The sequence below is a fragment of the Sphingomonas sp. genome, assembly GCF_031361285.1.
In the GTDB taxonomy this organism is placed as follows: domain Bacteria; phylum Pseudomonadota; class Alphaproteobacteria; order Sphingomonadales; family Sphingomonadaceae; genus Sphingomicrobium.
This window is the reverse complement of sequence record NZ_JANMCO010000072.1, coordinates 26937-47323: the sequence shown is the minus strand read 5'-3', so window position 1 is coordinate 47323 and position 20387 is coordinate 26937. Positions and strand designations below refer to the sequence as shown.

The following is a 20387-nucleotide window of genomic DNA, read 5'->3' as shown; positions in this document are numbered from 1 at the left end:
CCGCCGCCGGCAATCGCGGCGGCGGATTAAGCGGTTAAGGATTTGGCATGAAATTCGGTTTGGCCGCGGTCGCCGCGCATGCCGGAAGGAGCCTGTTCACTTGCGCAAATTGATGTTGGGGGCGGCGTTCGCGATGGCCCCCTTGACCCCCGCCGGTGCGCAAGATGTTGCCACTTTCCTGGTGCGCGTTCACTCGCTTCAGCGGCTTGGCCCGTTCGCCTTGCTGACGCCCGATTTCTATCGTCTCAAGCATCTGGTTGAAGCGGATGGAGAATCGCTTAAGGCCGAATATGAGCTGGCCAAAACGGAACGCCGGCCGACCCATTTCTGCCCGCCCCAGGCGGACAAGCCCCGAGTCAGCAAGGACGAATTCCTTGCCCAGCTGGATGCAGTAGCGGCGGACCAACGCGCGACGACTGATACCAAAGATGTCTTGCGGACCTTGTTGGAGCGCAAATACCCTTGTCCAGCTTAGCCAAGCACGCCCAGGGCAACCAACAGAATGAAGAAAAGAAGCGCGGCGACAAAGGCGAAAATAGTCAGTGCGGTTGTCCGCCACAGCGCGCCAAAACGCCCAAGTTGATAGGCCCCCTTCAATTGCCGGTACATGTGAAATGGCGGCACTAGGAAAAGCAGGCCGGCAATCCCCGAGGAACCCGCTACGACTAATAGGCCGCCGGCTATCACCAGCATCATCATGAAGGACAGGGAATAGGTCACGAAGACGGTGTGATCGTAGAGGCGATATCGACGGCTGAACGGAAATAACAGCCACAGGAAAGGGATCGACAACGGGATCAGCAGCCAGCTGAACTTCGAGGCCGCATCCTGCACTTTGTAAATCGCAAGCTCAGGGTTTTTTTGCGCTTTCCCGATCACCTCGCGCAGCCAGGCCGGCGTCTGGTCATTACTACCCGCTTTCGTCGTAAAACCGCCGTGACGGACATTCTCCAGCTGCGCGAGGCCCGTCTTTTCCGAAGCTATCTTGCGGTCGAGAGCAGCGACGGCCGCGCCGGCAGCGGTCGCGGCGCGCTGTTTCTCGAGCTTGGCGATGCCGGCTTTCTGCTCTCGGACCGCGGTACCAATGCCAGTATCGATCGCGCTCGGCGCGTTATGGTCAAGCGTGCCGGTCAAGTTGAGCACCGCGAACGTCAGGAAGACGCTGAATAAATAAAGCGCGATTGGCGACACGAACCGGGCGCGCTCGCCGGCGATATATCGGCGGGTCAGCTCGCCCGGCCGCCAGGCGAGCATGGGCAGCGTTCGCCAGATCTTGCCTTCGAAATTGAACAAACCCTGGACCATGTCCTGGAAAAAGCCGCGCAGCGACCGGTGGACGTGAGCTTTTTGCCCACAGACCGCACAATAAGCGCCGGCCAGTTTGGTCCCGCAATTGAGGCAATTGGCTTCGTGCGTATGGTCGCTCGCACTTTGGCCGGCGCGCGGCTCAACCGCTCCGGCCAGCACCGCTCCCGTTACTGCGTCCCCCAAAGCCTCCAGATCAGGCATACGGCTCCCCCCTGACCGCCCATATTAGGCACACCGCATCGGCCATGCTAGCTGCTCGGGCCGATGAAGCGCATCGGACTTCTCGGCGGCTCGTTCAATCCGGCGCACCGCGGCCATCGCCGGATCAGCCTTGCCGCGTTGCAGGCGCTGGACCTTGATGAAGTGTGGTGGCTGGTCTCGCCCGGCAACCCGCTGAAATCCACCACCGGCATGGCGCCCTATGCCGCACGCCTCGCTTCCGCCAAGCGGATGGCCCGCCTCGCGCCGATCCGGGTCAGCGACTTCGAGGAGCGGGCGGGCACCCGCTACACCATCGACACGCTGACCAAGCTCTTGCGGCGCCATCCCGGCGACCGGTTCATCTGGCTCATGGGTGCCGACATCATGGCCCAGTTCCATCACTGGAAATTATGGCGCCGAATGGCGAAAATCGTTCCAATTGCGGTAATTGCCCGCCCGGGCTATGATGGCTCTGCCCGCGCGGCCCGCGCGATGGGCTGGCTGCGACGGTTCGTCCGACCTTCGAGCCAGGCACGCAACTGGACGGATTGGAGTGCACCGGCGATTTTGCTGCTTCGCCTGCCGCCTGATCCGACTTCCGCCACAGCCCTTCGCGCGCTCGACCCCAATTGGCACCGCCGCCCGCAAGCTCGTCGTTCCGAGCCCCGGGTCGACGGTACGCCATCTTCAGTCAGGAGAACACTTGTCCGATCGTCCCCCAATTAGTCCGAGCAGCGGGACCGCCAACGGCCGCCCTTTGATCGACGTCGAGGATTTGCATCGCCTGGTCCTCCAGTCGCTCGACGACGACCAGGCAGTCGAGGTCATCTCGATCCCGTTGGCCGGCAAATCGAGCATCGCTGACCATATGGTGATTGCCTCGGGCCGGTCGACGCGTCAGGTTGCGTCGATGGCCACCAAGCTCGCCCAAAGGATCAAGGACCGCGTCGGCCGCTCGCCGCGATTGGAAGGGCTGCCCGCGGCGGACTGGGTGCTGATCGACGCCGACGACGTCATCGTGCATTTATTTCGCCCCGAAGTGAGAAGTTTTTACAATTTAGAACGTATGTGGGCGTTCGGTGACGAACCCAATCTGGGTGCCACGGCTCAACGCGGGTGAGAACATGCGATTAACTGCAGTCTTCCTGTCGCTTCTGGCCTTTGCCGCCCAGCCGGCGGCGGCAGAGTCTTCACCGAGCCTGTGGAACCTCGAGCGGCAGCTATCCTTTCTGGTGGCCGGGTCTTCGGGGGACGTCGGCATCGCCGCGCTCGATCTCAACAACGGCACCAGCGTCAGCATTCGTGGCAATGAACCCTTCCCGATGGCCAGCACGGTCAAGGTAGCGGTTGCGGCGCTCTACCTCTCGCAGGTCGATCATGGACGGCGCTCGCTTGACGATACCATAAGCGGCCAATCGGCGCGCGGACTGATGGAACGGATGCTGATCCACAGCGACAATCAGGCGACCGATATTCTGTTAAAGAACATCGGCGGGCCGCGGTCGGTCCATGACTGGTTGCAACAGAATGGCGTGACCGGCGTCCGAGTTGATCGCACCATTGCCCAGCTGTTGAGCGACCCACGCGATTTGTGGGACCGCCGCGATTCCAGCACGCCGCAAGCGATGGTCGAGCTGTTGCGGCGGATTTACAAGGCGGATCTGATCAAACCCGAAAGCCGCAACTATCTGTTGGGCCTGATGAGCCGATGCGAGACCGGCAAGAACCGCATTCGGGCGCTGCTGCCGACCGGCACGCCGGTCGAGCATAAGACGGGAACGCTGGACGGCCTGACCGACGATGTCGGCTTCATCACCATGCCCGACGGCCACCGGATCGTGGTTGCGGTGTTCGCCCGCGGTGGAACGAACCGGCCGCGGACTATCGCCGAGGCCGCTCGCGCGATTTACGACGGTTTTGCGAGCGCGATTGCCCGGCCTTTCACGACCGGGACCTTTTCGCGCTAGATGCTTTTGCACATCGTTGCCCGCGGCAAGATCGGTGGGTCGCCGGAAGCCGAGCTTGTCGAGCGCTATTTGAAACGCATTGCCTGGCCGTCCAAGGTCACCGAGCTTGGCGAACGCACCCCGCTTCAGCCACTGCCCGCCAACTGCATTTCGATTGTCCTCGATGAACGCGGCCCGGCGCTGTCCTCAACCGACTTGGCGCGCAAGCTCGAAGGCTGGCGCGACGCCGGCAAGCGCGAGGTACGGTTCCTGATCGGCGGCGCCGACGGCCACACCGAAGCCGAGCGCACCAACGCCGACCTGCTGCTCTCCTTCGGGCCGGCCACCTGGCCGCACCTGCTGGTCCGGGCGATGCTCGCCGAGCAATTGTTCCGGGCGACTTCCATCCTTGCGAACCATCCCTATCATCGCGACGGATGAACCGCTTAGCGCCCTTGCTGCTTGCCGCGCCTCTACTGCTGGCGGCCAGCGCGCCGGTGCAACCAGAGTCCGAAACCGTTGACCAGGCGCTGAGCGCGGCGCGCGCCGAAGCGCGGACCGCCGACGTTCGCGTTAGACAGCTTGAACAGGCGGCAGGTCGCGCTCGTGGCGAGGCGGCGCAATTGCAGGCGCGGCAGGCCGTGGCGGCCGAGGCGATTTCCGCGGCTGAGTCGCGGATCAGCGCCGCCGACGCCGAACGGCGAATTATCGCTGCTCAACTGGCCACTCGCCGCCAGCATCTTGCGGAACAGCAGCGGCCGGTATCATCGCTGCTGGCCGGATTGGCGATGATGGCGCGCCGCCCGCCATTGCTCGCGCTGGCCAGCGATTCGAGCATGGAGGAGTTCGTTCGGGTGCGTCTTCTCCTCGATGCCAGCCTGCCGGTGATCCGCAAGCGCACCGCGGCACTGACGGCGGAGCTGGCCGAAGGACAACGTCTGGAACGCGCCGCTCTGGCGTCCCGCCAGGCCGCCGCCCGCAGCCGCGACGAGCTGGCGGCGCGGCGGCGCGAATTCGCGCAACTGGAAGCGCGTGCCCTGCAGTCGGCGGCGCTGAGCGGCAGCGCGGCGGTCGGTGTCGGCGACGTCGCGCTCGCCCGGGGCGAGGATATCGAAAAATTGTCCGGCGAAGCGCAGCGCCACCGCTCGGCCGTGCAAATCGCCGCTGAACTTGTCGCGCTCGGCCCCGCTCCGCCGCGGCCGACGGCACCGCAAGGGCCGGTCCCGCGGCCGCCGCTCGATTATCGGCTTCCGGCCGACGCTCGCGTCATTGGCGGGCTGGGGGAGGTCAATGCGAGCGGCGTCAAGGCGCGCGGCCTGACCCTGGGCACCGAACGCGGCGCCACGGTCGTCAGTCCGGCCACTGGAATCATCCGCTTTGCCGGCCCGTTTCGCGATTATGACGGCATAGTCATCATTGACCATGGCGGCGGTTGGATGAGCCTGATTATCAACCTCGCTTCTCCGTTGCGGCCCGGGGCGAGGGTCGCGGCGGGCGATCGGCTCGGCCGCGCACTGGGACCGTTAGGCGTGGAACTGTCCCATAATGGGCAACATGCCTCGCCGGCCCTAATCGCAGGTTCATCTGCACCACTGTCAAAAGACGCAAAAGGCGGCTAATCTGGAACTGCCCCCACAGGACGTATCAACCATGACCCTGACCCGAAAACTGCTTCCGCCTCTGGCCCTGGTCGGCGCGCTCGCGCTGATCCCGGTGACCACCAGTTCGCTCGCAGCCGCGGATGTCGCCAATTATCGCGAGCTGGAGACGTTCATGAGCGTCTATGAGCGGGTCAAGGCCAATTATGTCGACCCGGTCGACGATCATACTTTGATCAAGGGTGCGATCGACGGCATGCTTGCCGCGCTCGACCCGCATTCAAGCTATGCCGAAGCATCGGATTTCCTGACGCTCAAGACGACCACCGACGGCAATTACGGCGGGCTCGGCCTGACCGTTTCGACCGAAGACGGCGCGGTCAAGGTGATCACCCCGACCGAGGACACGCCGGCGTGGCGCGCGGGCATCAAGGCCGGCGACTACATCACCCACATCAATGGCGAGCTGCTTTACGGTCTCAGCCTCGACGAAGCGGTTGACAAGATGCGCGGCGCGCCCGGCACCGCAATCAAGCTGACCATCGTCCGCCCGGGCCGCGACAAGCAGTTCGACGTCAGCATGGTCCGCGAGCGCATCGAGCTCCGCCCGGTCAAATGGGAGATTAAGGACGGCGTCGGCTATATCAACATCAATACCTTCGCCGCCAACACCGGCGATGCTACCAAGGCGGCACTGGTGGCGATCGACAAGGCAACCGGCGGCCATCCGCTGGGCTATGTCGTCGACTTGCGCTCGAACCCGGGCGGCTTGCTCGACCAGGCGATCGACGTCAGCGACGCGTTCCTCGACCATGGCGAAATCGTCTCGCAACGCGGTCGTGAGAAGGACGACATTGAGCGCTACTACGCCAAGCCAGGCGACCTGGCGCACGGCCTTCCGGTCGTCGTCCTGGTCGATGCCGGCACCGCTTCCGCGGCCGAAATTGTCGCCGGAGCGCTGCAGGACCAACGCCGCGCCATCGTCATGGGCGAGCGCAGCTTCGGCAAGGGCTCGGTGCAGACGGTCGTCCAGACCGGCCCGCAAAGCGCCCTGAGGCTAACCACTGCCCGCTATTATACGCCGTCAGGCCGTTCGGTTCAGGCCGGCGGCATCGATCCCGACATCGCCGTCCCGCAGTTATCCGACGCCGATTACAAGGATCGTCCGCGAGTGCGCGAAGCGGATCTTCGCCGCCATTTGCTGAGCGAAGCCAAGGCCGACGACAAATTGCTTGAGCATGATGATGCGGTCGACCCGCGCTTCTCGGCAAGCGCCGAGCAGCTCGAAAAGAAGGGCGTCAAGGATTTCCAACTCGATTATGCGGTGAAGACGCTGCGACGGCTTGCTCCGGGCGGTGCCGCAATGGCCTCGGTCGATAGCCGGCCGAAGTCGCGCTAAGCCGAAAGCGGCTTGATGAGCGATGCCGCACTTGCCCGCCAGCCGGCGCCCACTGCCATGACCGGACCGGTGATCGGCCGCTGGATTGCGCTGCTGCTCCCCGTGGCGCTGCTCGGCGGTGCGCTGGGATCGCAATATCTCGGCGGACTGTACCCGTGCGAAATGTGCTATTGGCAGCGCTGGCCGCACGGTGCCGCAATCCTGCTTGCCGCCCTGGCCTTTACCGCCCCGACGGATTCCCAACGGACGCGCTCTTTGACCTTGCTGGCCGCCGTCGCCATCGCGATCTCTGGCGCGATCGGAGTCTATCACACCGGCGTCGAACTGGGCATTTTTGAAGGCATCACCACCTGCGCTTCGACCGCCAAGGCCGCGTCAGCGGTGGACCTTCTGAAGGCGATCATGAAGACACCTTTGGTGCGCTGCGATCAGGTGCAATTTGCGTTTATTGGCGTTTCGATGGCCGGCTGGAACGCAATCCTGTCCCTTGGAGGCGCCGCGACGATTGCCTGGCTGACGCTCCATCGGCGCGGCGCATGAGCGGCTGGCGTCCCGGTGACCGGCGTTTCGACCGCGCGTCGATGCTGCGGGTCAACCAGGCCGGCGAATATGGCGCAACGCGGATTTACGCCGGCCAGCTGGCCGTGCTCCGCCGCAATTCATCGGCATCCAAGCTGATTGCCCGCATGGACGGGCAGGAACAGCGCCACTTGGCTCGCTTCAACGCGCTGATGGCCGAGCGGCGCGTGCGGCCGACCGTGTTGCAGCCGGTGTGGAATATCGCCGGATTCGCGCTCGGCGCGGCCACGGCCCTGTTGTCCGAGCAAGCGGCGATGGCTTGCACCGACGCGGTCGAGACCGAGATTGATCGCCATTACGGCCACCAGCTCGACGAACTTGGTGACGACGACCCCGAATTCGCCGCCGATATCACGGAATTCCGCGCCGAGGAGCTCGAGCATCGCGATGCCGCCCGCACGGCTGGCGCTGCCCAGGCATTCGGCTATCCCGTGTTGACCGCGACGATCCGTGCCGCATGCCGGGTGGCGATCGGCCTTTCGAAACGAATCTGAGGAACTTGTGCGGGCTCTCGCCCGCTTTAAACGCTTGAAAGGATGTCGTTGGACATGACGAAATTGCTCTTCCCGCTCGCTGCGGCCGCTGTCCTGACGGGTGGCATCGCCACGCTGCCCGCACCCGCGCTGGCCCAAAATAGCGACAGCGTCAGCGAGATTATCGTCTATGGCAACGATCCGTGCCCACGGTCGACCGACGACGCCATCGTGGTCTGCGCGCGCAAGCCTGAAGGCGAGCGTTACCGGATCCCGGAAAAGCTCCGCAGCTCCGGGTCGCGCCAGAGCCGCCAGGCCTGGGCCAATCGCGCCCGCGCCCTGGAAACCGTTGGCGCGACCGGAATCAACAGTTGTTCGCCAGTCGGACCGGCCGGATTCACCGGCTGCATGACGCAGGTGATCAAGCAGGCCCGCGCCGACGCCCGAGACAATACTGCTCAGAGCACCGCTCCCGAACAGTAGGCAGTTTAAGTTCGGACTTTCTCCGCGGCGATCCACGCGTTGATCTGCGCGTCGAGCGCGTCCAGCGGCACCGCCCCCTGGCCCAGCACCGCGTCGTGGAAACGGCGCAGGTCGAACTTGCCGCCGAGCGCCTTCTCCGCCCGCGCGCGCAGCTCGCGAATTTTGAGCTCGCCGATCTTGTACGCCAGGGCTTGCCCGGGATTGGAAATGTAGCGATTGACCTCGGCGTCGATATTGGCGTCGGTCAGCGCCGTATTGTCTTTCATGAAGGCGACCGCCTGTTCTTTCGACCAGCCCTTGGCATGGAGGCCGGTGTCGACCACCAGCCGGCACGCCCGCCACATTTCGTAGCTCAAGCGGCCCATGGTCTTTTCGGGCGTATCGTAAATGCCAAGCTCGATCCCGAGCCGTTCGGAATAGAGGCCCCAGCCCTCGACGAAGGCGGTGAAGAAGGTCGCATATTTGCGCAACGGGGGCAGGCTCAGCTCCTGCTGGGTGGCGATCTGCATGTGGTGCCCGGGCACCGCCTCATGCGCGGTCAGCGCAGGCAGCTCCCACAACGGGCGCTGATCAAGCTTCGACGTATTGACGTAATAGGTCCCGGCAATGCCTGCATCAGGGCTGCCCGGCTGGTAATAAGCGGTGGTGGTCCCTTCGGCTGTCTCGGCCGGGATGGCGCGCACGCCGTAAGGCAGGCGCGGGAGCCGGGTGAACAGGCTTGGCATCTTGCCGTCGATGGTCTTGGCGGTCAGCGCCGCCGCGCCCATCAGTTCGGTCGGAGAGTGCGCGAAATATTTCGGGTTGGACCGCATCTCGGCGATCATGGCCTCGCGGCTGGCGAAGCCCGCCTGGCGCGCGACATCGACCATCTCGGCGCGAATTCGCGCGACTTCCTTGAGGCCGAGCGCGTGAATCTGCTCGGGCGTCATATCGGTGGTGGTCTGCTGGCGGACCAGGAAGGCGTAATATTCCTTGCCCTTCGGCAGTGCGGAAACGCCGACCGACTGGCGGCACTTGCCGGCGATTTCGCTGCGATAGGTCTCGGCCCAGGATTGATAGGCGGGGTTGATCTTGCCCGTGATCACCGCCCGGGCGCGGCCCTGCAGCGCCGCCCAATCATTCTCGGCAATCGATCCGGGGCGCGGCGCAGCGAACGGTTCATAGAAGCGGGATTTCGTCGCGTCGGCCGCGATCACGCCGGTGATCGTCTGGGGAAAACTGGTCAGCGTGACGCACGGCTGGACAAAGCCCTGCGCCGCGGCCTGGCGGCTGATCGCCACGCCATTGGCCATCTGCGCCGGCACCTGGTCAAGCCGCGCGAGATAATTGTCGTAATCGGCAAAGGTCCGGAACGGCAGGCCTTCGCCGAGCCCGGCATAGTTTTGGTGAAAGCTGCCCAGCGTCGAGTAAAGCATCGCCCGCTCACCGAACCGGTTGCCCTCGACCACGTCGGCCAGCGCTCGCTTCAAGATGCGGTAATTGGCCTGGTCTTCCGGCAACAGGGTGGCGACGTCGATGCGGGCGAGCTGGTCCAAGAACGCCTGTGCCTCGGCCGCCTGGCGATCGAATTCGGCCAGGGTCAGGACGCCCAGCTGACGATCGTAGGTGGTCACGCCAGCCTGGCTCGCGGACACCGGATTGTCCTTCAGATACGCCGCCCACACGGCGTCCATCAGCGAATGGAAGTCTTCGGTCGGGCCGGCCAGCGCCGGCGATGCGAGGGCCAGCGAAATGGCGGCGGTCAGCGCGAACGATCGATAATGCATGAATGTTTCCCCTTGTCAGGCAGGCGACATTAGCGACCCCATCGCTTAGCTGCGACAAGCAAAACCTGACGCCTGTGTCCTGTCATTTCCGTCGACGATTATGTGAGCTTCGCCGACAAACTTGGCAATTGCGCTTGTGCTGCCCGTTGCAGCTGTTAGCCAGTTGCCGGAGGTTTGGGGAGAGTGCCAGCGTGACGTCGGCCGAAGCCACTCTCGATGCGCTTCCCGCCGCTGTCGACGACGAGCACGCATTTCTCGGTCATCCGCGCGGCCTCGCTTATCTCGGCTTCACCGAAATGTGGGAGCGCTTTTCCTATTACGGCATGACCGCGCTCCTGGCGCTTTACATGGGCCAGCAGTTACTGCTCCCGGGCCACGCCGAGCATGTGCTTGGCCTCGGCGGCTTGCGCCATGCGATGGAAGTTCGCGGGCCGATGTCGAACCAGGCCTTCGCCTCGCTGGTGTACGGCTGGTACAGTGGTCTGGTTTATTTCACGCCGCTGTTCGGCGGCATGATTGCCGACCGCTGGCTGGGCACTCGGGCGACCGTCGTCCTCGGCGCGCTGCTGATGAGCGCCGGGCACATTGCCATGTCATTCGACCAGAGCTTCCTGATCGCCTTGGCGCTGCTGATCGTCGGCTCGGGCTGCCTCAAGGGGAATATCTCAGCTCAGGTTGGCCAGCTCTATCCGCTCGACGCGGAATCGCGACGCACGCAGGGCTTCACGATCTTCTCGGCGGCGATCAACATCGGCGCGGTGGCCGGGCCGCTCGCTTGTGGCGGCGTGGCGGCGGTCTACGGCTGGCACGCCGGCTTTGGCCTCGCCGCGGCGCTGATGATCGTCGCTCTGATCATCTATCTTTCTGGCCAGCGTCACCTGCCCGATGGCCGGGTACGTCGCGCAAACTCGCCGACGCTGCCGCCGCTGACCGCTATCGAACGGCGCCGGACGTGGCTGCTGATCGGAGTCATCGCACTAACCGTCCTGCCCAACGTCGCTTACCCGATGATCTGGAATATCGGCATCGTCTGGATCGACGGCCACGTCAGCCTGGCAACGCCGTTCGGCGCCGTACCGGCATCGTGGTTCAACTCGGTCGACGCGTTCGGCAGCATTGTCGCCGTGCCACCTCTGGTCGCGTTGTGGCGCTGGCAGGCGCAACGCGGGCTAGAGCCGCGGGCAATCGCCAAGATCGGCATCGGGTCGGCAATGGTTGGGGCGTCGGCTCTGCTGCTGGTGGTGGGTTGCCTGTTGCCCGACGCTGCCGGCAAGGTCTCGGTGATCTGGGCGCTGCTTTGCTACTTCGGGATGGGCTTTGCCTTCATTTATTACTGGCCGGTGCTGCTCGCTTTGATCTCCGAAGCCGCGCCACCGAAGGTCAATTCGACAATGATGGGTGGGGCATTTTTGTCGTTGTTCGTCGGCAGCGTGCTGATGGGCTGGGTCGGCAGTTTTTACGATACAATGAGCCCCGCCGCGTTCTGGACGCTCGACGCCGCGATCGGCTTTGCCGGGGCGCTGATCGTCCTCACCCTCAACCGCTCCATTGCGCGAGCTTTGGAACCGCACCCGGACGCGAAGGCTTAAAGCCAAGCGCAGAGACAAGGACGATACAATGAGTGTAGCCGACGTCGAACCCGATTTCGAACATTTCGACCGCGATGACCGCGCCTTCGTCGGCCACCCTAGGGGCCTCGGCTACCTTGCTTTCATTGAGGGCTGCGAGCGCTTTTCATACTATTCGATGCAGACGCTGCTGACCCTGTACATGGTCAAATATCTGCTGTTGCCCGGTCATATCGAGGGCGTCATCGGCCTCGATTGGCTGCGGTCATGGCACTATCAGGGCCTCGACGTACAGCCGCTGTCGTCGGCGATTTTCGGCGACTACACCTCGCTGGTTTACCTGATGCCAATCCTCGGCGGCATCATCGCCGACCGATTTTCGGGGCGCCGGGTGGCGTTGTTCGCTGGCGGCGTGATCATGTCGATCGGCCATTTCCTGATGGCGATCGAAGGCGCGTTCCTGTTCGCGCTGCTGGCGCTGATCATCGGCGTCGGCTTGTTCAAAGGGAATATCGCCAGCCAGGTCGGCGCGCTGTACAAGGAGAACGACCTCAGGCGCGCGATGGCGTTCCAGATCTTCTACATCGCCATCAATGTCAGCGTGATCATCGCGCCGTTGATCAGCGGTACGCTGGGCGAAAAAGTCGGCTGGCATTACGGCTTTGGTACCGCCGGTATCGTCATGGTGCTCGGGGTCTTATTGTTCCTCAAGGCCCGCCCTCACCTCCCGGTCGAGGAGGGTGAAGACAAGTCCATTCGAGCCGGCAAGACGCTCGGCGCATCGGCGCTGGCAGCGGTCGCGACGCTGGTCGTGATCGGGGTGGTGTTCGCGGTCGGCATCCTGATTGCGCTGGTCGCGCTGGTGCCGCTGTATTTTGTCCTTACCCATCGCCTCGCCAAAGAGGAAAAAACCCGGGTGCTGGCTTTGGTCCTGCTGATCCCGGCGATGGCGGTGGCGCTGCTGACCAACCAGGAAATCTTCAACGCCTATCTGGTCTGGGCAGACCAGCATTTCCAGCTAACCTTTTTCGGCACCACTTTGCCGACCAGCTGGATGATCACCATCGATGCGGCCCTGAGCTTCACGATGCTGGTCGCGGTCGCGGCTTTCTTCAAATGGTACGGCAAGGATCACAAGGAGCCCGACGAAATGGGCAAGATGATCATCGGCAGCTTCTTCACCATCGCCGGCGGCCTGTGCCTGTACATCGCCGCGTTGACTCAGGGCGACGGCAAGATCGGCCTGTTCTGGCCGCTGATGTTTCATTTGCTCAACAGCATCGGCTTCTCGTGCATCCTGCCGGTTAGCCTCGCTCTATTCTCGAAGATCGCGCCGCGGGCGATCAACGCGACGGTCATCGGGCTTTATTACCTGGCCTTCTTCTCGGCGAACAAGATGGTCGGCTATGTCGGCGGGCTTTATTCGAGCCTGCCGACGACGACCTTCTGGCTGATCCATGTCGCCAGCGCCGGCGTCGGGCTGGTCGCGTTCGTGCTGTTCAAGGTGCTGGTCAACGACCGCATGAACGCCGCCCACGCCGCCGAGCCGGCGGCGGCCTAGCGCCGCTCAAGAGTGCTTTAGCCAACGTCTGAATATTGCCTTATTGCAATTGCGAATAACTCGCATTAGCGAGGCTGTAATTCGCATTGATAAGGATTTCCCATGATGAATCGTCGCTCCGCCGCGCTCGCCGCGGCGGGAATTGCTGCTCTCTGGGCCAATCCGGCTCGGGCCGAGGGGGTCGATTTCGGCTATGTTTACGGCGCGGAGACGCTCGAGGCCGGGGAGACCGAACTGACGTTTTGGGCAACTGACCGGCGCGGCAAGTCGCAGGGACATTATGATGCCCAGGACTATAAATTCGAAGTCGAGCGCGGAATCACCGACAATATCCAGGTGTCCCTCTATGCGAAATTCGCCAGCCACCACATCCGCGGGCTCGCGCCTGAATTCGCCGATGTCGATCGTGACTTCGCCTTCCAGGGCCTGCAAGCGGCCTTCAAGATCAAGGCGCTCGACCCGTCAAAGCACGGCATCGGCCTCGCCTTCTACGTCGAACCGGGCTGGACGCGGGTGCACAAGATCGCCGGTGAAAACGTCACCGAATATGAGCTCGAGCTCAAGGCGATCATGCAGAAGAATTTCCTCGACGGCCGGCTGGTCTGGGCGACCAATCTGACGCTGGAGCCCGAGTGGGAACGCGAGGACGAAGTGATCGCACCGGGCGCGGGCGACAAGACATGGAAAAAGGAGCTCGCGTTCGAGGCAACGACCGGCCTTGCCTATCGTGTCGCGGAGCACTGGTCGCTGGGTCTCGAAGGCCGTTACCGTAGCCAATATCCCGACTGGACCAGCGGTCTGCGCCGCGAGAATTATGCGGTATTCGCCGGTCCGACGGTCCATTATTCCGCCGGGAAACTCGGCGTCACCGCGACCTATCTGCCGCAGCTGTTCGGGTCCCCCAACCGCGGCGGCTCCGCCCTCCAGCTCGACGACAATGAGAAGCGCGAATTCCGCCTCAAGGTCGGCTACGAATTCTAGGACAAACGGCTATTCCGCGGCGAGCAGAGTCGCCGCGCTCAGGTCAACCGAGACCAAGCGGCTGATGCCCTTTTCGATCATCGTCACGCCGTACAGCCGGTGCATGCGGCTCATCGTCACTGCATTGTGGGTGACGATAAGATAGCGCGTATCGGTCTCCTGCGTCATCCGCTCAAGCAAGTCGCAGAAGCGCTCGACATTGGCGTCGTCCAGCGGCGCGTCGACCTCGTCGAGCACGCAGATCGGCGCCGGGTTGGTCAGGAACAGAGCGAAGATCAAAGCGATCGCGGTCAGCGCCTGCTCGCCGCCGGACAGCAAGGTCAGCGTTGACAGGCGCTTGCCCGGCGGCTGGGCCATAATCTCCAGCCCGGCCTCCAGCGGATCGTCGCTCTCGACTAGCTCAAGGTGTGCCTGGCCGCCGTCGAACAGGGTCCGGAACAGGCTGCGGAAATGGGCGTCAACCTTCTCGTAGGCGGCGAGCAACCGCACCCGGCCTTCGCGGTTGAGGCTGCCGATCGAGCCGCGCAGGCGGTGGATCGCCTGGGTCAGTTCCTCGACTTCCGCCGCGCCCGAAGTCCGCGCTTCGTCGATCTCGGCCAGCTCCTGCTCGGCGACGAGGTTAACCGGCCCCAGCCGCTCACGGTCGGCGGTCAAGCGCTCAAGCTGCGCCGATTCGGCGTCGGGATCGCGCACTTCGTCGGGGTCGAAGCCGAGCTTTTCGGGCAGCCGCTGGGGCACGCATTCGAAGCGCTCGACGCAGATCCGCGCATATTCCGCGCTACGCGCTTGCTGCGCCTCGGCCCGCGCCGCTTCCGCCGCCCGGGTCTCGCGCGCGGCGGTTAAGGCCTCATTCCCCTGCCCGACCTCGCCGACCGCCTCGGCCAATTGGCGTTCGGCATTCTGCTCGGCTGCGGTGGCCTTGGCGACACTAGTCTGGTTGTCGGCGATCGCCAGCTCGAGCTGATCGATCTCGCTGCTCAGCCGGTCGGGATCGCCGTGCAATTCGGCGCGCTCGGCTGCCTGGCTCTTGCTCCGCTCGACCGCCTGGAGCAGCCGCGCTTCGGCGTCGCTTTGACGCTTGCGCCATTCGCCCTGCTCGCGGGCGGCAGCGCCATGGCGCTCGCGATCGGTGGCGGTTTCCCGCGCCCGCGTCGCCGCCTCGGCGCGCTTGTCGGCGACGGCCGCAGCGGCCACCCCCGCAATGTCGCGTGCGGCCTGCAGCTCATGTTCGAGCACCGCCGGATCAGGCAGCGTCGCAAGCGCCGTTTCCGCCGCCGTCACGGCCTCAGCCGCGGCAGCAATAACCGGGGATAGATCGCCCAGCCGCTCGGCAAGCGCGGTGCGCTGCGCCGCCAGCCGCTCGATTGCGGCGGCGGCGCTATCGCTGGCGCGCGTCGCCTCCCGCGCCTCTTGTTCGGCCCGTGTCGCGGCCACGCGGGCTGCTTCTCCGGCAGCGCGAAATTGCTCGACCTGCTGGATCGCGGCATCGCGTTCCTGCTCGGCTTGGGCAAGCGCCTTTTCGAGGACCGGCAGCTCACGCGCCAGTTCAACCAGTCGGTTCGAGCGGATCAGCCGCTCGGCCGCCGCTGCACCGCCACCAGTCGAGACAAACCCATCCCAGCGGCGCAGCTGGCCATCGCGGGTCACCAGCCGCTGGCCAACCGCAAGCTCCTGACCCTCGTCCGAATCGCTGACGCCTACCTGGCGGAGCCTTCGCTCAAGCTCGGGCGGCGCCCGGACATGGTCAAACAAGGGGGTTAGATCGTCCGCTAAGGCCGGGTCGCCGGCCGATGCCTTGCTTCCCTGCCAGCGGCGCGGCCCATCGCCGCCGACCACCGCATCGGCATCCTCGCCCAGCGCGGCGGCCAGCGCGCGCTCATAGCCGGGATCGGCGGACAGGCTGACGATTGCCGCGCCGCCGCCACGGTCGAGCGCACGGGCCAGCGCGCTATGTTCGGACTTGGCCGCGGACAGTGTGGCCCGAGCGGCGGCGAGGACGCTTTCGGCGGCATCGCGCCGGTCAGCCGCTTCGGCGCGTCCTCGCTCAGCCTCGGCGCGGCTCGCGTCCGCTTCTTCCAAAGCTTTGGCCGCGGCTTTGGCCTTGCGCCCCGCATCGTCACCCGCGGCCCGATGCGAGCTCCCATCGCCGAGCTCCTCGAGCTGGGCCGCCAGCCGCTGCCGCTCTTGCCCCGTGCGCGCGACCTGCGCTTGCGCCGCCTCAAGCGCCGCCTCACCGACCCGGCGCTCAGCGCGCATCGCCGCCTGGCGGGCGAGCAGTTCGGCCAGCCCCGCTTCGGCATTGCGCGACCCGGTCTCGACTTTGCCCAGTTCGGCCGCGATACGCCCCGCGATCGCCTCGGCATCGACCAGCCGCCGCTCGATGACCCCACGCTCTTCGTCGAGCTGGGCAATGGCCCGCGCCGCGTCGCCCTGCAGCGCTTCCTCGCGCGCAATGTCGGCGGCGAGCGAAATATCCAGCCGCTCGAGCTCCTCGAGCCGGCGCATGACCGTGTCCCGACGCGCCCTCGCCGAAGCCAGCTGGTGGGCGAGATTGAGCGCCGCGTCGCGGGCGGCGCCAAGCGCGGCGCGGCGCTCGGCCAGCTGCGCGTTTGCTTCGCTTTGCCTGGCCAAGGCGTCGGCCACGACGGTTTGCAGCACCGTAACCTGTTCGCCCGCGGCGTTCGCTTCGCGATTGGCGCTCTCGGCTGCGCGGTCGGCCTCGGCCCAGCGGGTGTGGACCAGCCGCGCCTCAACGCTGCGGATCTTGTCGCTCAGCTGGCGATAGCGTTCGGCCGCCCGGGCTTGGCGGCGCAATGCCCCGGCCCGTGCTTCCTGCTCGGCGAGGAGTTCGCCCAGCCGCGCGAGATTGGCTTCGGTCGCGCGAAGTTTCTGTTCGGCGTCCTTGCGACGAGAATGCAGGCCCGAGATGCCGGCGGCTTCCTCAAGCATTTGGCGGCGCTCAGTCGGCTTGGCCGCGATGACCGAGCCGATCCGACCCTGGCTGACCAACGCCGGCGAGTGCGCGCCCGTTGCGGCATCAGCAAAAAGTAATGCGACGTCCTTGGCGCGCACATCGCGGCCGTCGATCCGGTATGCCGAGCCGGCGCCGCGCTCTATCCGCCGGGTGACTTCGCTTTCTTCGGCGCCACCGTCATTCTCGCGTTCGACCAGGATCGAAACTTCGGCGAAATCGCGCGGCGGCCGGGTCTCGGTACCGGCGAAGATGACGTCGTCCATGCCGCCGCCACGCAGGGATTTCGGGCTGCCTTCGCCCATTGCCCAGCGAATGGCTTCCAACAGGTTCGATTTACCGCAGCCGTTGGGCCCGACGATCCCGGTCAGGCCCGGCTCGACACGCAGCTCAGACGGCTCGACGAAGCTTTTGAATCCGCTGAGCTTCAGCCGCCGGATACGCAACTTGGTCCCCCCTCCGGGCGCTAGCCGCCGACGGCCTTGCGCAGCTGCGGCTCAAGCGCTTCCCAGGTTGCCGTCTTGTCGAGCATTTTGCCGTTGATGATGAAAGTCGGCGTGCCCTGGAAATCCGGGAACTGGGTCGTGGCATCGCTGTTCATCTGGACTAGCCGGTTAACCTCGGCTTCGTTGGCCAGGCAGGCATTGGCCTTGGCCGACGGAACCCCGCGCATCGCCGCCCATTGCTGGAACCCGGCGAGCTTGGCGATTTCGACGAATTGCTGGTTCGGCGGCAAATTGCCCAGCGCCTGCTGTTGGGCCGGCGGCACCGCCTGCAGCTTGGCGATCCAATTGTTTTGATCTTTGTACATCGCCCGAGTCAGCGGGAAGAAGCCCTTGGGTCCATTGCAGCGCGTAATCAGTGCTCCGGCAAGGTCATAGGGATCGCGCACATAATTACGGAATTCATAGGCAACCCGGCCGGTCTTCACGAAAGTGTTGATCAGCGGCCCGGCGCCTTTTTCATCGAACTCGCGGCAGTGCGGGCAAGTCATCGAGCCGAATTCGATCAGCTTCACGGAGGCGTTGGGATTGCCCATTTGGAACCCGCCGGCAGCCGTCGCGGTGACCGTTTGAGTCCAGTCGCCACCCTTGGGCGCCGGGACGGGCTTGGCTTCGGTCGCGTTGGAACCGCTCGAGTCACTGGTCTTGACCGCATTGCATGCAGCGGTGGCGAATATGGCCGCGGCGGCGACCAGGAGATAGGTGGACTTCATGAGCTCATTCACTCCGGATGATGACGGGGACGGGGGTATCTTCGGGTTTGTCGACCAACGGCGGCCCATTGCTCGATTCCAGTCGCGCGGCGAGCGCTTCAAGACATGCCCGAAGCTCGGGGTCAACAATTTGCCGCAAGCCTTCGCCAAGTTCCTTGGGCACGGCCCGCAGCGCGGGCCGATTAAGCGGCGGCGGCGATGCCGGCGGGCGGCCCTGGCGGAACACCAGGCGATTGACCGCCTCATAGCCGAAAAAACGATTGACCCGATCGATGATCAGTGGGGTCAAATGTTGCATCAACGGCGCATGGGCGCCTTCGACCAGCAAGGTCAGCACCCCGCCCGATTTGCGGCCCGCCGGAAAGCGGATCGATTCCGGCGACGAGACCTTGGCATAGCGCTCGCCAACGATCTCGCCCCAGCGGCTGACCACCGCGCCCTGGACGAACCCGAAGCGCTTGAACGCCGTATCGCCGATCTTGCCGAGAATGTCCCCGGCCGAGCGGGCGCGGCCGCCGCGCGGCGCATCATTTGAGCTGGTCGGTCGGTGGGGCTTCGACATCGCCGACGACCATGCCATAGCCGGAGCGTGCCCGCCAATGCCGCAAATCGCCTGATTGCATATTATCTGCAACACGCGCGGCGGTTGCCATGGCGCGCGCTCCCGGGACAAGCGCCCACCGATCCTTATTTGGTCTGGCTGAGCGAGGTCATGCTTCAGCAGACAACGGTTGCCGCGGTGACTCCACGGTTCGAGCAATTCGTTGCCCGCTGGCCGACTATCGACGCATTGGCCGAAGCGAGCGACGAGGCCATTCTCGCCGAGTGGGCAGGGCTCGGCTATTACGCCCGGGCCCGCAATCTCATCGCCTGCGCCAGGCAAGTTGCGGCCAAAGGCGGCTTTCCGACCACCGAGCGCGAGCTGCGAACATTGCCCGGGATCGGCGACTATACCGCCGCCGCTATCGCCGCGATCGCCTTCGGCCACGACGCAGCCCCCATCGACACCAACGTTACTCGCGTGATGGCGCGGCTTTACGGCCTGAAACAGCCCAGCGCGAACGCCATCCGTGCGCTCGTCGAAGCCATTGTTCCGCCTGGGCAGGCGGGCAACTTCGCCCAGGCGATGATGGATCTGGGCGCGACGATCTGCCGAACGAGGGCGCCGGACTGCCCGGCCTGCCCATGGCGCGGTGACTGCGCGGCCTTCGCCAGCGGAATGCCCGAAACCTATCCGGAGCCGAAGGCCAAGCGGGTTCGACCGCAGCGCCACGGCATCGCTTATTGGATCGAACGCGACGGCGCAGTGTGGCTGGTGCGACGGCCGGCAAACGGGTTGCTCGGCGGGATGGCGGCGCTGCCGGGCACCGCCTGGACCGGCCGGCCGCAGCAGCTGACTAGGCAGCCGCTCACCCAAGTCCGCCACGTCTTCACCCATTTCGCCCTTGATCTGGCGGTGGTGGCGGCGGTGGAAATGGCGGGTGATGGCTGGTGGCACCCGGTCGAGCAGCTCGACCAGGCCGGCCTACCGACGCTCTACCGCCGAGCCGCGGAGCAAGTCCTTGCTCGGGCCGGGGAGCGCTCCACGGCCATTGCGAGCCTGCCAACCCGCCTGCTTGAAGAAGCCCCAACTCCTGCCTAAAGGGCAAGCCACTCCAAGACATTCGTCGGCTCGGCCGAGCGGAGATCTGAATGAACGACCGTTTCTCGACCATTTCCGGCTGGGTGCTTTTTGCGGGCATTGTCGCGCTTGGCTCATCGATCGTCAGCGGCCTGTATTTCAATGACGAGCGGCCCGAGAAAATGGGCTTTCCGATCGAGGGTGTCGTGGTCGAAGGCGAAGGCGGCGCAGCGGCCGAAAAGCCGATCGATTTCTCCGTCGCCGACGCTGCCGCGGGCGAGCAGGTGTTCAAGAAATGCGCTGCTTGCCACAATGCGGACAAGGGAGGTGCCAATCAGCTTGGCCCCAATTTGTGGGGCGTCCTCGGTGAGGAGATCGGCAAGGGTGCCAATGGCTTCGCTTTCTCCGACGCACTTTCTGGCAAGGGCGGCGCCTGGAACTTCGCCAATCTGAGCGAGTGGCTGACCAGCCCCAAGAAATTCGCCCCCGGCACCAAGATGACTTTCGCCGGTCTGAGCAAATCCGAAGACCGCGCCAACGTCATTGCTTTCCTAAACGCTCACGGCGATTCGCCGCAGCCATTGCCCGCAGCTCCCGCCGCTGCGGCCCCAGCAGCTCCTGTCGGTGCCGCCGCCGCGGGCGCCAGCAAGGATGCAAAACCGCCGGTTACCCTTGGGCAGCCAGCGGCGCCGACAGACTCCAAGAAGCCCTGACGC

General features: G+C 64.8%; 20 protein-coding genes. 15 read left to right on the top strand and 5 right to left on the bottom strand.

The window, feature by feature from the left end; translation table 11 throughout:
• Positions 1-100 precede the first annotated feature (100 nt).
• Entirely contained in the window at positions 101-475 is a 375-nt protein-coding gene (locus tag RMO25_RS07415) for a hypothetical protein (protein ID WP_309661963.1), read from the top strand.
• On the opposite strand, the gene RMO25_RS07410 is transcribed toward RMO25_RS07415, so the two are convergent.
• Entirely contained in the window at positions 472-1509 is a 1038-nt protein-coding gene (locus RMO25_RS07410; protein WP_309661962.1) for a DUF3667 domain-containing protein, read from the bottom strand. The genes RMO25_RS07415 and RMO25_RS07410 overlap by 4 nt on opposite strands.
• A 63-nt stretch (positions 1510-1572) precedes the next feature.
• On the opposite strand from RMO25_RS07410, the gene RMO25_RS07405 reads away from it, so the two are divergent.
• From RMO25_RS07405 to RMO25_RS07365, 9 genes are read left to right on the top strand one after another with little or no spacing between them, the layout of a single operon-like run.
• Positions 1573-2235 (top strand): nicotinate-nucleotide adenylyltransferase, encoded by a 663-nt coding sequence (locus tag RMO25_RS07405; RefSeq protein WP_309661961.1) that lies wholly within the window; start codon positions 1573-1575, stop codon positions 2233-2235.
• A gap of 31 nt (positions 2236-2266) precedes the next feature.
• Positions 2267-2629 (top strand): ribosome silencing factor, encoded by a 363-nt coding sequence (gene rsfS, locus RMO25_RS07400; protein WP_309661971.1) that lies wholly within the window; start codon positions 2267-2269, stop codon positions 2627-2629.
• Positions 2630-2633: 4 nt separating this feature from the next.
• Positions 2634-3476 carry a serine hydrolase gene (locus RMO25_RS07395; RefSeq protein WP_309661960.1) on the top strand — a complete coding sequence of 281 codons (843 nt, stop codon included), beginning with the start codon at positions 2634-2636 and terminating at the stop codon, positions 3474-3476.
• Positions 3477-3896 carry a 23S rRNA (pseudouridine(1915)-N(3))-methyltransferase RlmH gene (locus RMO25_RS07390; protein ID WP_309661959.1) on the top strand — a complete coding sequence of 140 codons (420 nt, stop codon included), beginning with the start codon at positions 3477-3479 and terminating at the stop codon, positions 3894-3896.
• Positions 3893-5074: a peptidoglycan DD-metalloendopeptidase family protein gene (locus tag RMO25_RS07385; protein ID WP_309661958.1), complete on the top strand. Its 1182-nt coding sequence runs from the start codon at positions 3893-3895 to the stop codon at positions 5072-5074. Before RMO25_RS07390 ends, RMO25_RS07385 begins: the two co-directional genes overlap by 4 nt.
• Before the next feature lie 31 nt (positions 5075-5105).
• A complete protein-coding gene (locus RMO25_RS07380; RefSeq protein ID WP_309661957.1) occupies positions 5106-6452 on the top strand; it encodes a S41 family peptidase in 1347 nt (448 codons plus the stop codon).
• 15 nt (positions 6453-6467) lie between these two features.
• Positions 6468-6992, top strand: coding sequence for a disulfide bond formation protein B (locus RMO25_RS07375; RefSeq protein ID WP_309661956.1), 525 nt, complete (start codon positions 6468-6470; stop codon positions 6990-6992).
• Positions 6989-7525 (top strand): demethoxyubiquinone hydroxylase family protein, encoded by a 537-nt coding sequence (locus tag RMO25_RS07370; protein WP_309661955.1) that lies wholly within the window; start codon positions 6989-6991, stop codon positions 7523-7525. Before RMO25_RS07375 ends, RMO25_RS07370 begins: the two co-directional genes overlap by 4 nt.
• A 54-nt stretch (positions 7526-7579) precedes the next feature.
• Positions 7580-7987: a hypothetical protein gene (locus RMO25_RS07365; RefSeq protein ID WP_309661954.1), complete on the top strand. Its 408-nt coding sequence runs from the start codon at positions 7580-7582 to the stop codon at positions 7985-7987.
• 5 nt (positions 7988-7992) lie between these two features.
• Here the strand turns inward: RMO25_RS07365 and RMO25_RS07360 are convergent, their stop codons facing one another.
• Complete coding sequence (locus tag RMO25_RS07360; protein ID WP_309661953.1) at positions 7993-9753, bottom strand: DUF885 domain-containing protein; 1761 nt, start codon at positions 9751-9753, stop codon at positions 7993-7995.
• Positions 9754-9944: 191 nt separating this feature from the next.
• Here RMO25_RS07360 and RMO25_RS07355 point away from each other — a divergent pair, with 191 nt between their 5' ends.
• From RMO25_RS07355 to RMO25_RS07345, 3 genes are all read left to right on the top strand, one after another.
• Complete coding sequence (locus tag RMO25_RS07355) at positions 9945-11342, top strand: peptide MFS transporter (RefSeq protein WP_309661952.1); 1398 nt, start codon at positions 9945-9947, stop codon at positions 11340-11342.
• 28 nt (positions 11343-11370) lie between these two features.
• Positions 11371-12882: a peptide MFS transporter gene (locus tag RMO25_RS07350; RefSeq protein ID WP_309661951.1), complete on the top strand. Its 1512-nt coding sequence runs from the start codon at positions 11371-11373 to the stop codon at positions 12880-12882.
• Positions 12883-12984: 102 nt separating this feature from the next.
• Entirely contained in the window at positions 12985-13863 is an 879-nt protein-coding gene (locus RMO25_RS07345) for a DUF6662 family protein (protein WP_309661950.1), read from the top strand.
• Between the two features lie 9 nt (positions 13864-13872).
• Here RMO25_RS07345 and smc read toward each other — a convergent pair whose 3' ends face one another.
• The 3 genes from smc to RMO25_RS07330 are packed head-to-tail and all read right to left on the bottom strand — an operon-like array spanning position 13873 to position 18612.
• The gene (gene smc, locus RMO25_RS07340) at positions 13873-17280 is read right to left on the bottom strand and encodes a chromosome segregation protein SMC (protein ID WP_309661949.1); all 3408 of its coding nucleotides are present in this window, start codon (positions 17278-17280) and stop codon (positions 13873-13875) included.
• Positions 17281-17300: 20 nt separating this feature from the next.
• Positions 17301-18050: a thioredoxin domain-containing protein gene (locus RMO25_RS07335; RefSeq protein ID WP_309661948.1), complete on the bottom strand. Its 750-nt coding sequence runs from the start codon at positions 18048-18050 to the stop codon at positions 17301-17303.
• A gap of 4 nt (positions 18051-18054) precedes the next feature.
• On the bottom strand, positions 18055-18612 hold the full coding sequence (locus tag RMO25_RS07330; RefSeq protein ID WP_309661947.1) for a DciA family protein: 558 nt from the start codon (positions 18610-18612) through the stop codon (positions 18055-18057).
• A 150-nt stretch (positions 18613-18762) separates the two neighbouring features.
• Between RMO25_RS07330 and RMO25_RS07325 the strand changes: the two genes are divergently transcribed.
• Positions 18763-19692, top strand: a complete 930-nt coding sequence (locus RMO25_RS07325) for an A/G-specific adenine glycosylase (protein WP_309661946.1) — start codon at positions 18763-18765, stop codon at positions 19690-19692.
• Between the two features lie 50 nt (positions 19693-19742).
• A complete protein-coding gene (locus RMO25_RS07320; RefSeq protein WP_309661945.1) occupies positions 19743-20384 on the top strand; it encodes a cytochrome c family protein in 642 nt (213 codons plus the stop codon).
• Positions 20385-20387: the final 3 nt, after the last annotated feature.

Excerpts from the sequence above, each read along its gene's own strand:
- RMO25_RS07410 (WP_309661962.1), bottom strand. The coding sequence starts at position 1,509 with ATGCCTGATCTGGAGGCTTTGGGGGACGCAGTAACGGGAGCGGTGCTG.
- RMO25_RS07405 (WP_309661961.1), top strand. The coding sequence starts at position 1,573 with ATGAAGCGCATCGGACTTCTCGGCGGCTCGTTCAATCCGGCGCACCGC.
- RMO25_RS07395 (WP_309661960.1), top strand. The coding sequence starts at position 2,634 with ATGCGATTAACTGCAGTCTTCCTGTCGCTTCTGGCCTTTGCCGCCCAG.
- RMO25_RS07390 (WP_309661959.1), top strand. The coding sequence starts at position 3,477 with ATGCTTTTGCACATCGTTGCCCGCGGCAAGATCGGTGGGTCGCCGGAA.
- RMO25_RS07385 (WP_309661958.1), top strand. The coding sequence starts at position 3,893 with ATGAACCGCTTAGCGCCCTTGCTGCTTGCCGCGCCTCTACTGCTGGCG.
- RMO25_RS07380 (WP_309661957.1), top strand. The coding sequence starts at position 5,106 with ATGACCCTGACCCGAAAACTGCTTCCGCCTCTGGCCCTGGTCGGCGCG.
- RMO25_RS07375 (WP_309661956.1), top strand. The coding sequence starts at position 6,468 with ATGAGCGATGCCGCACTTGCCCGCCAGCCGGCGCCCACTGCCATGACC.
- RMO25_RS07370 (WP_309661955.1), top strand. The coding sequence starts at position 6,989 with ATGAGCGGCTGGCGTCCCGGTGACCGGCGTTTCGACCGCGCGTCGATG.
- RMO25_RS07365 (WP_309661954.1), top strand. The coding sequence starts at position 7,580 with ATGACGAAATTGCTCTTCCCGCTCGCTGCGGCCGCTGTCCTGACGGGT.
- RMO25_RS07360 (WP_309661953.1), bottom strand. The coding sequence starts at position 9,753 with ATGCATTATCGATCGTTCGCGCTGACCGCCGCCATTTCGCTGGCCCTC.
- RMO25_RS07350 (WP_309661951.1), top strand. The coding sequence starts at position 11,371 with ATGAGTGTAGCCGACGTCGAACCCGATTTCGAACATTTCGACCGCGAT.
- RMO25_RS07345 (WP_309661950.1), top strand. The coding sequence starts at position 12,985 with ATGATGAATCGTCGCTCCGCCGCGCTCGCCGCGGCGGGAATTGCTGCT.
- RMO25_RS07335 (WP_309661948.1), bottom strand. The coding sequence starts at position 18,050 with ATGAAGTCCACCTATCTCCTGGTCGCCGCCGCGGCCATATTCGCCACC.
- RMO25_RS07330 (WP_309661947.1), bottom strand. The coding sequence starts at position 18,612 with ATGTCGAAGCCCCACCGACCGACCAGCTCAAATGATGCGCCGCGCGGC.
- RMO25_RS07325 (WP_309661946.1), top strand. The coding sequence starts at position 18,763 with ATGCTTCAGCAGACAACGGTTGCCGCGGTGACTCCACGGTTCGAGCAA.
- RMO25_RS07320 (WP_309661945.1), top strand. The coding sequence starts at position 19,743 with ATGAACGACCGTTTCTCGACCATTTCCGGCTGGGTGCTTTTTGCGGGC.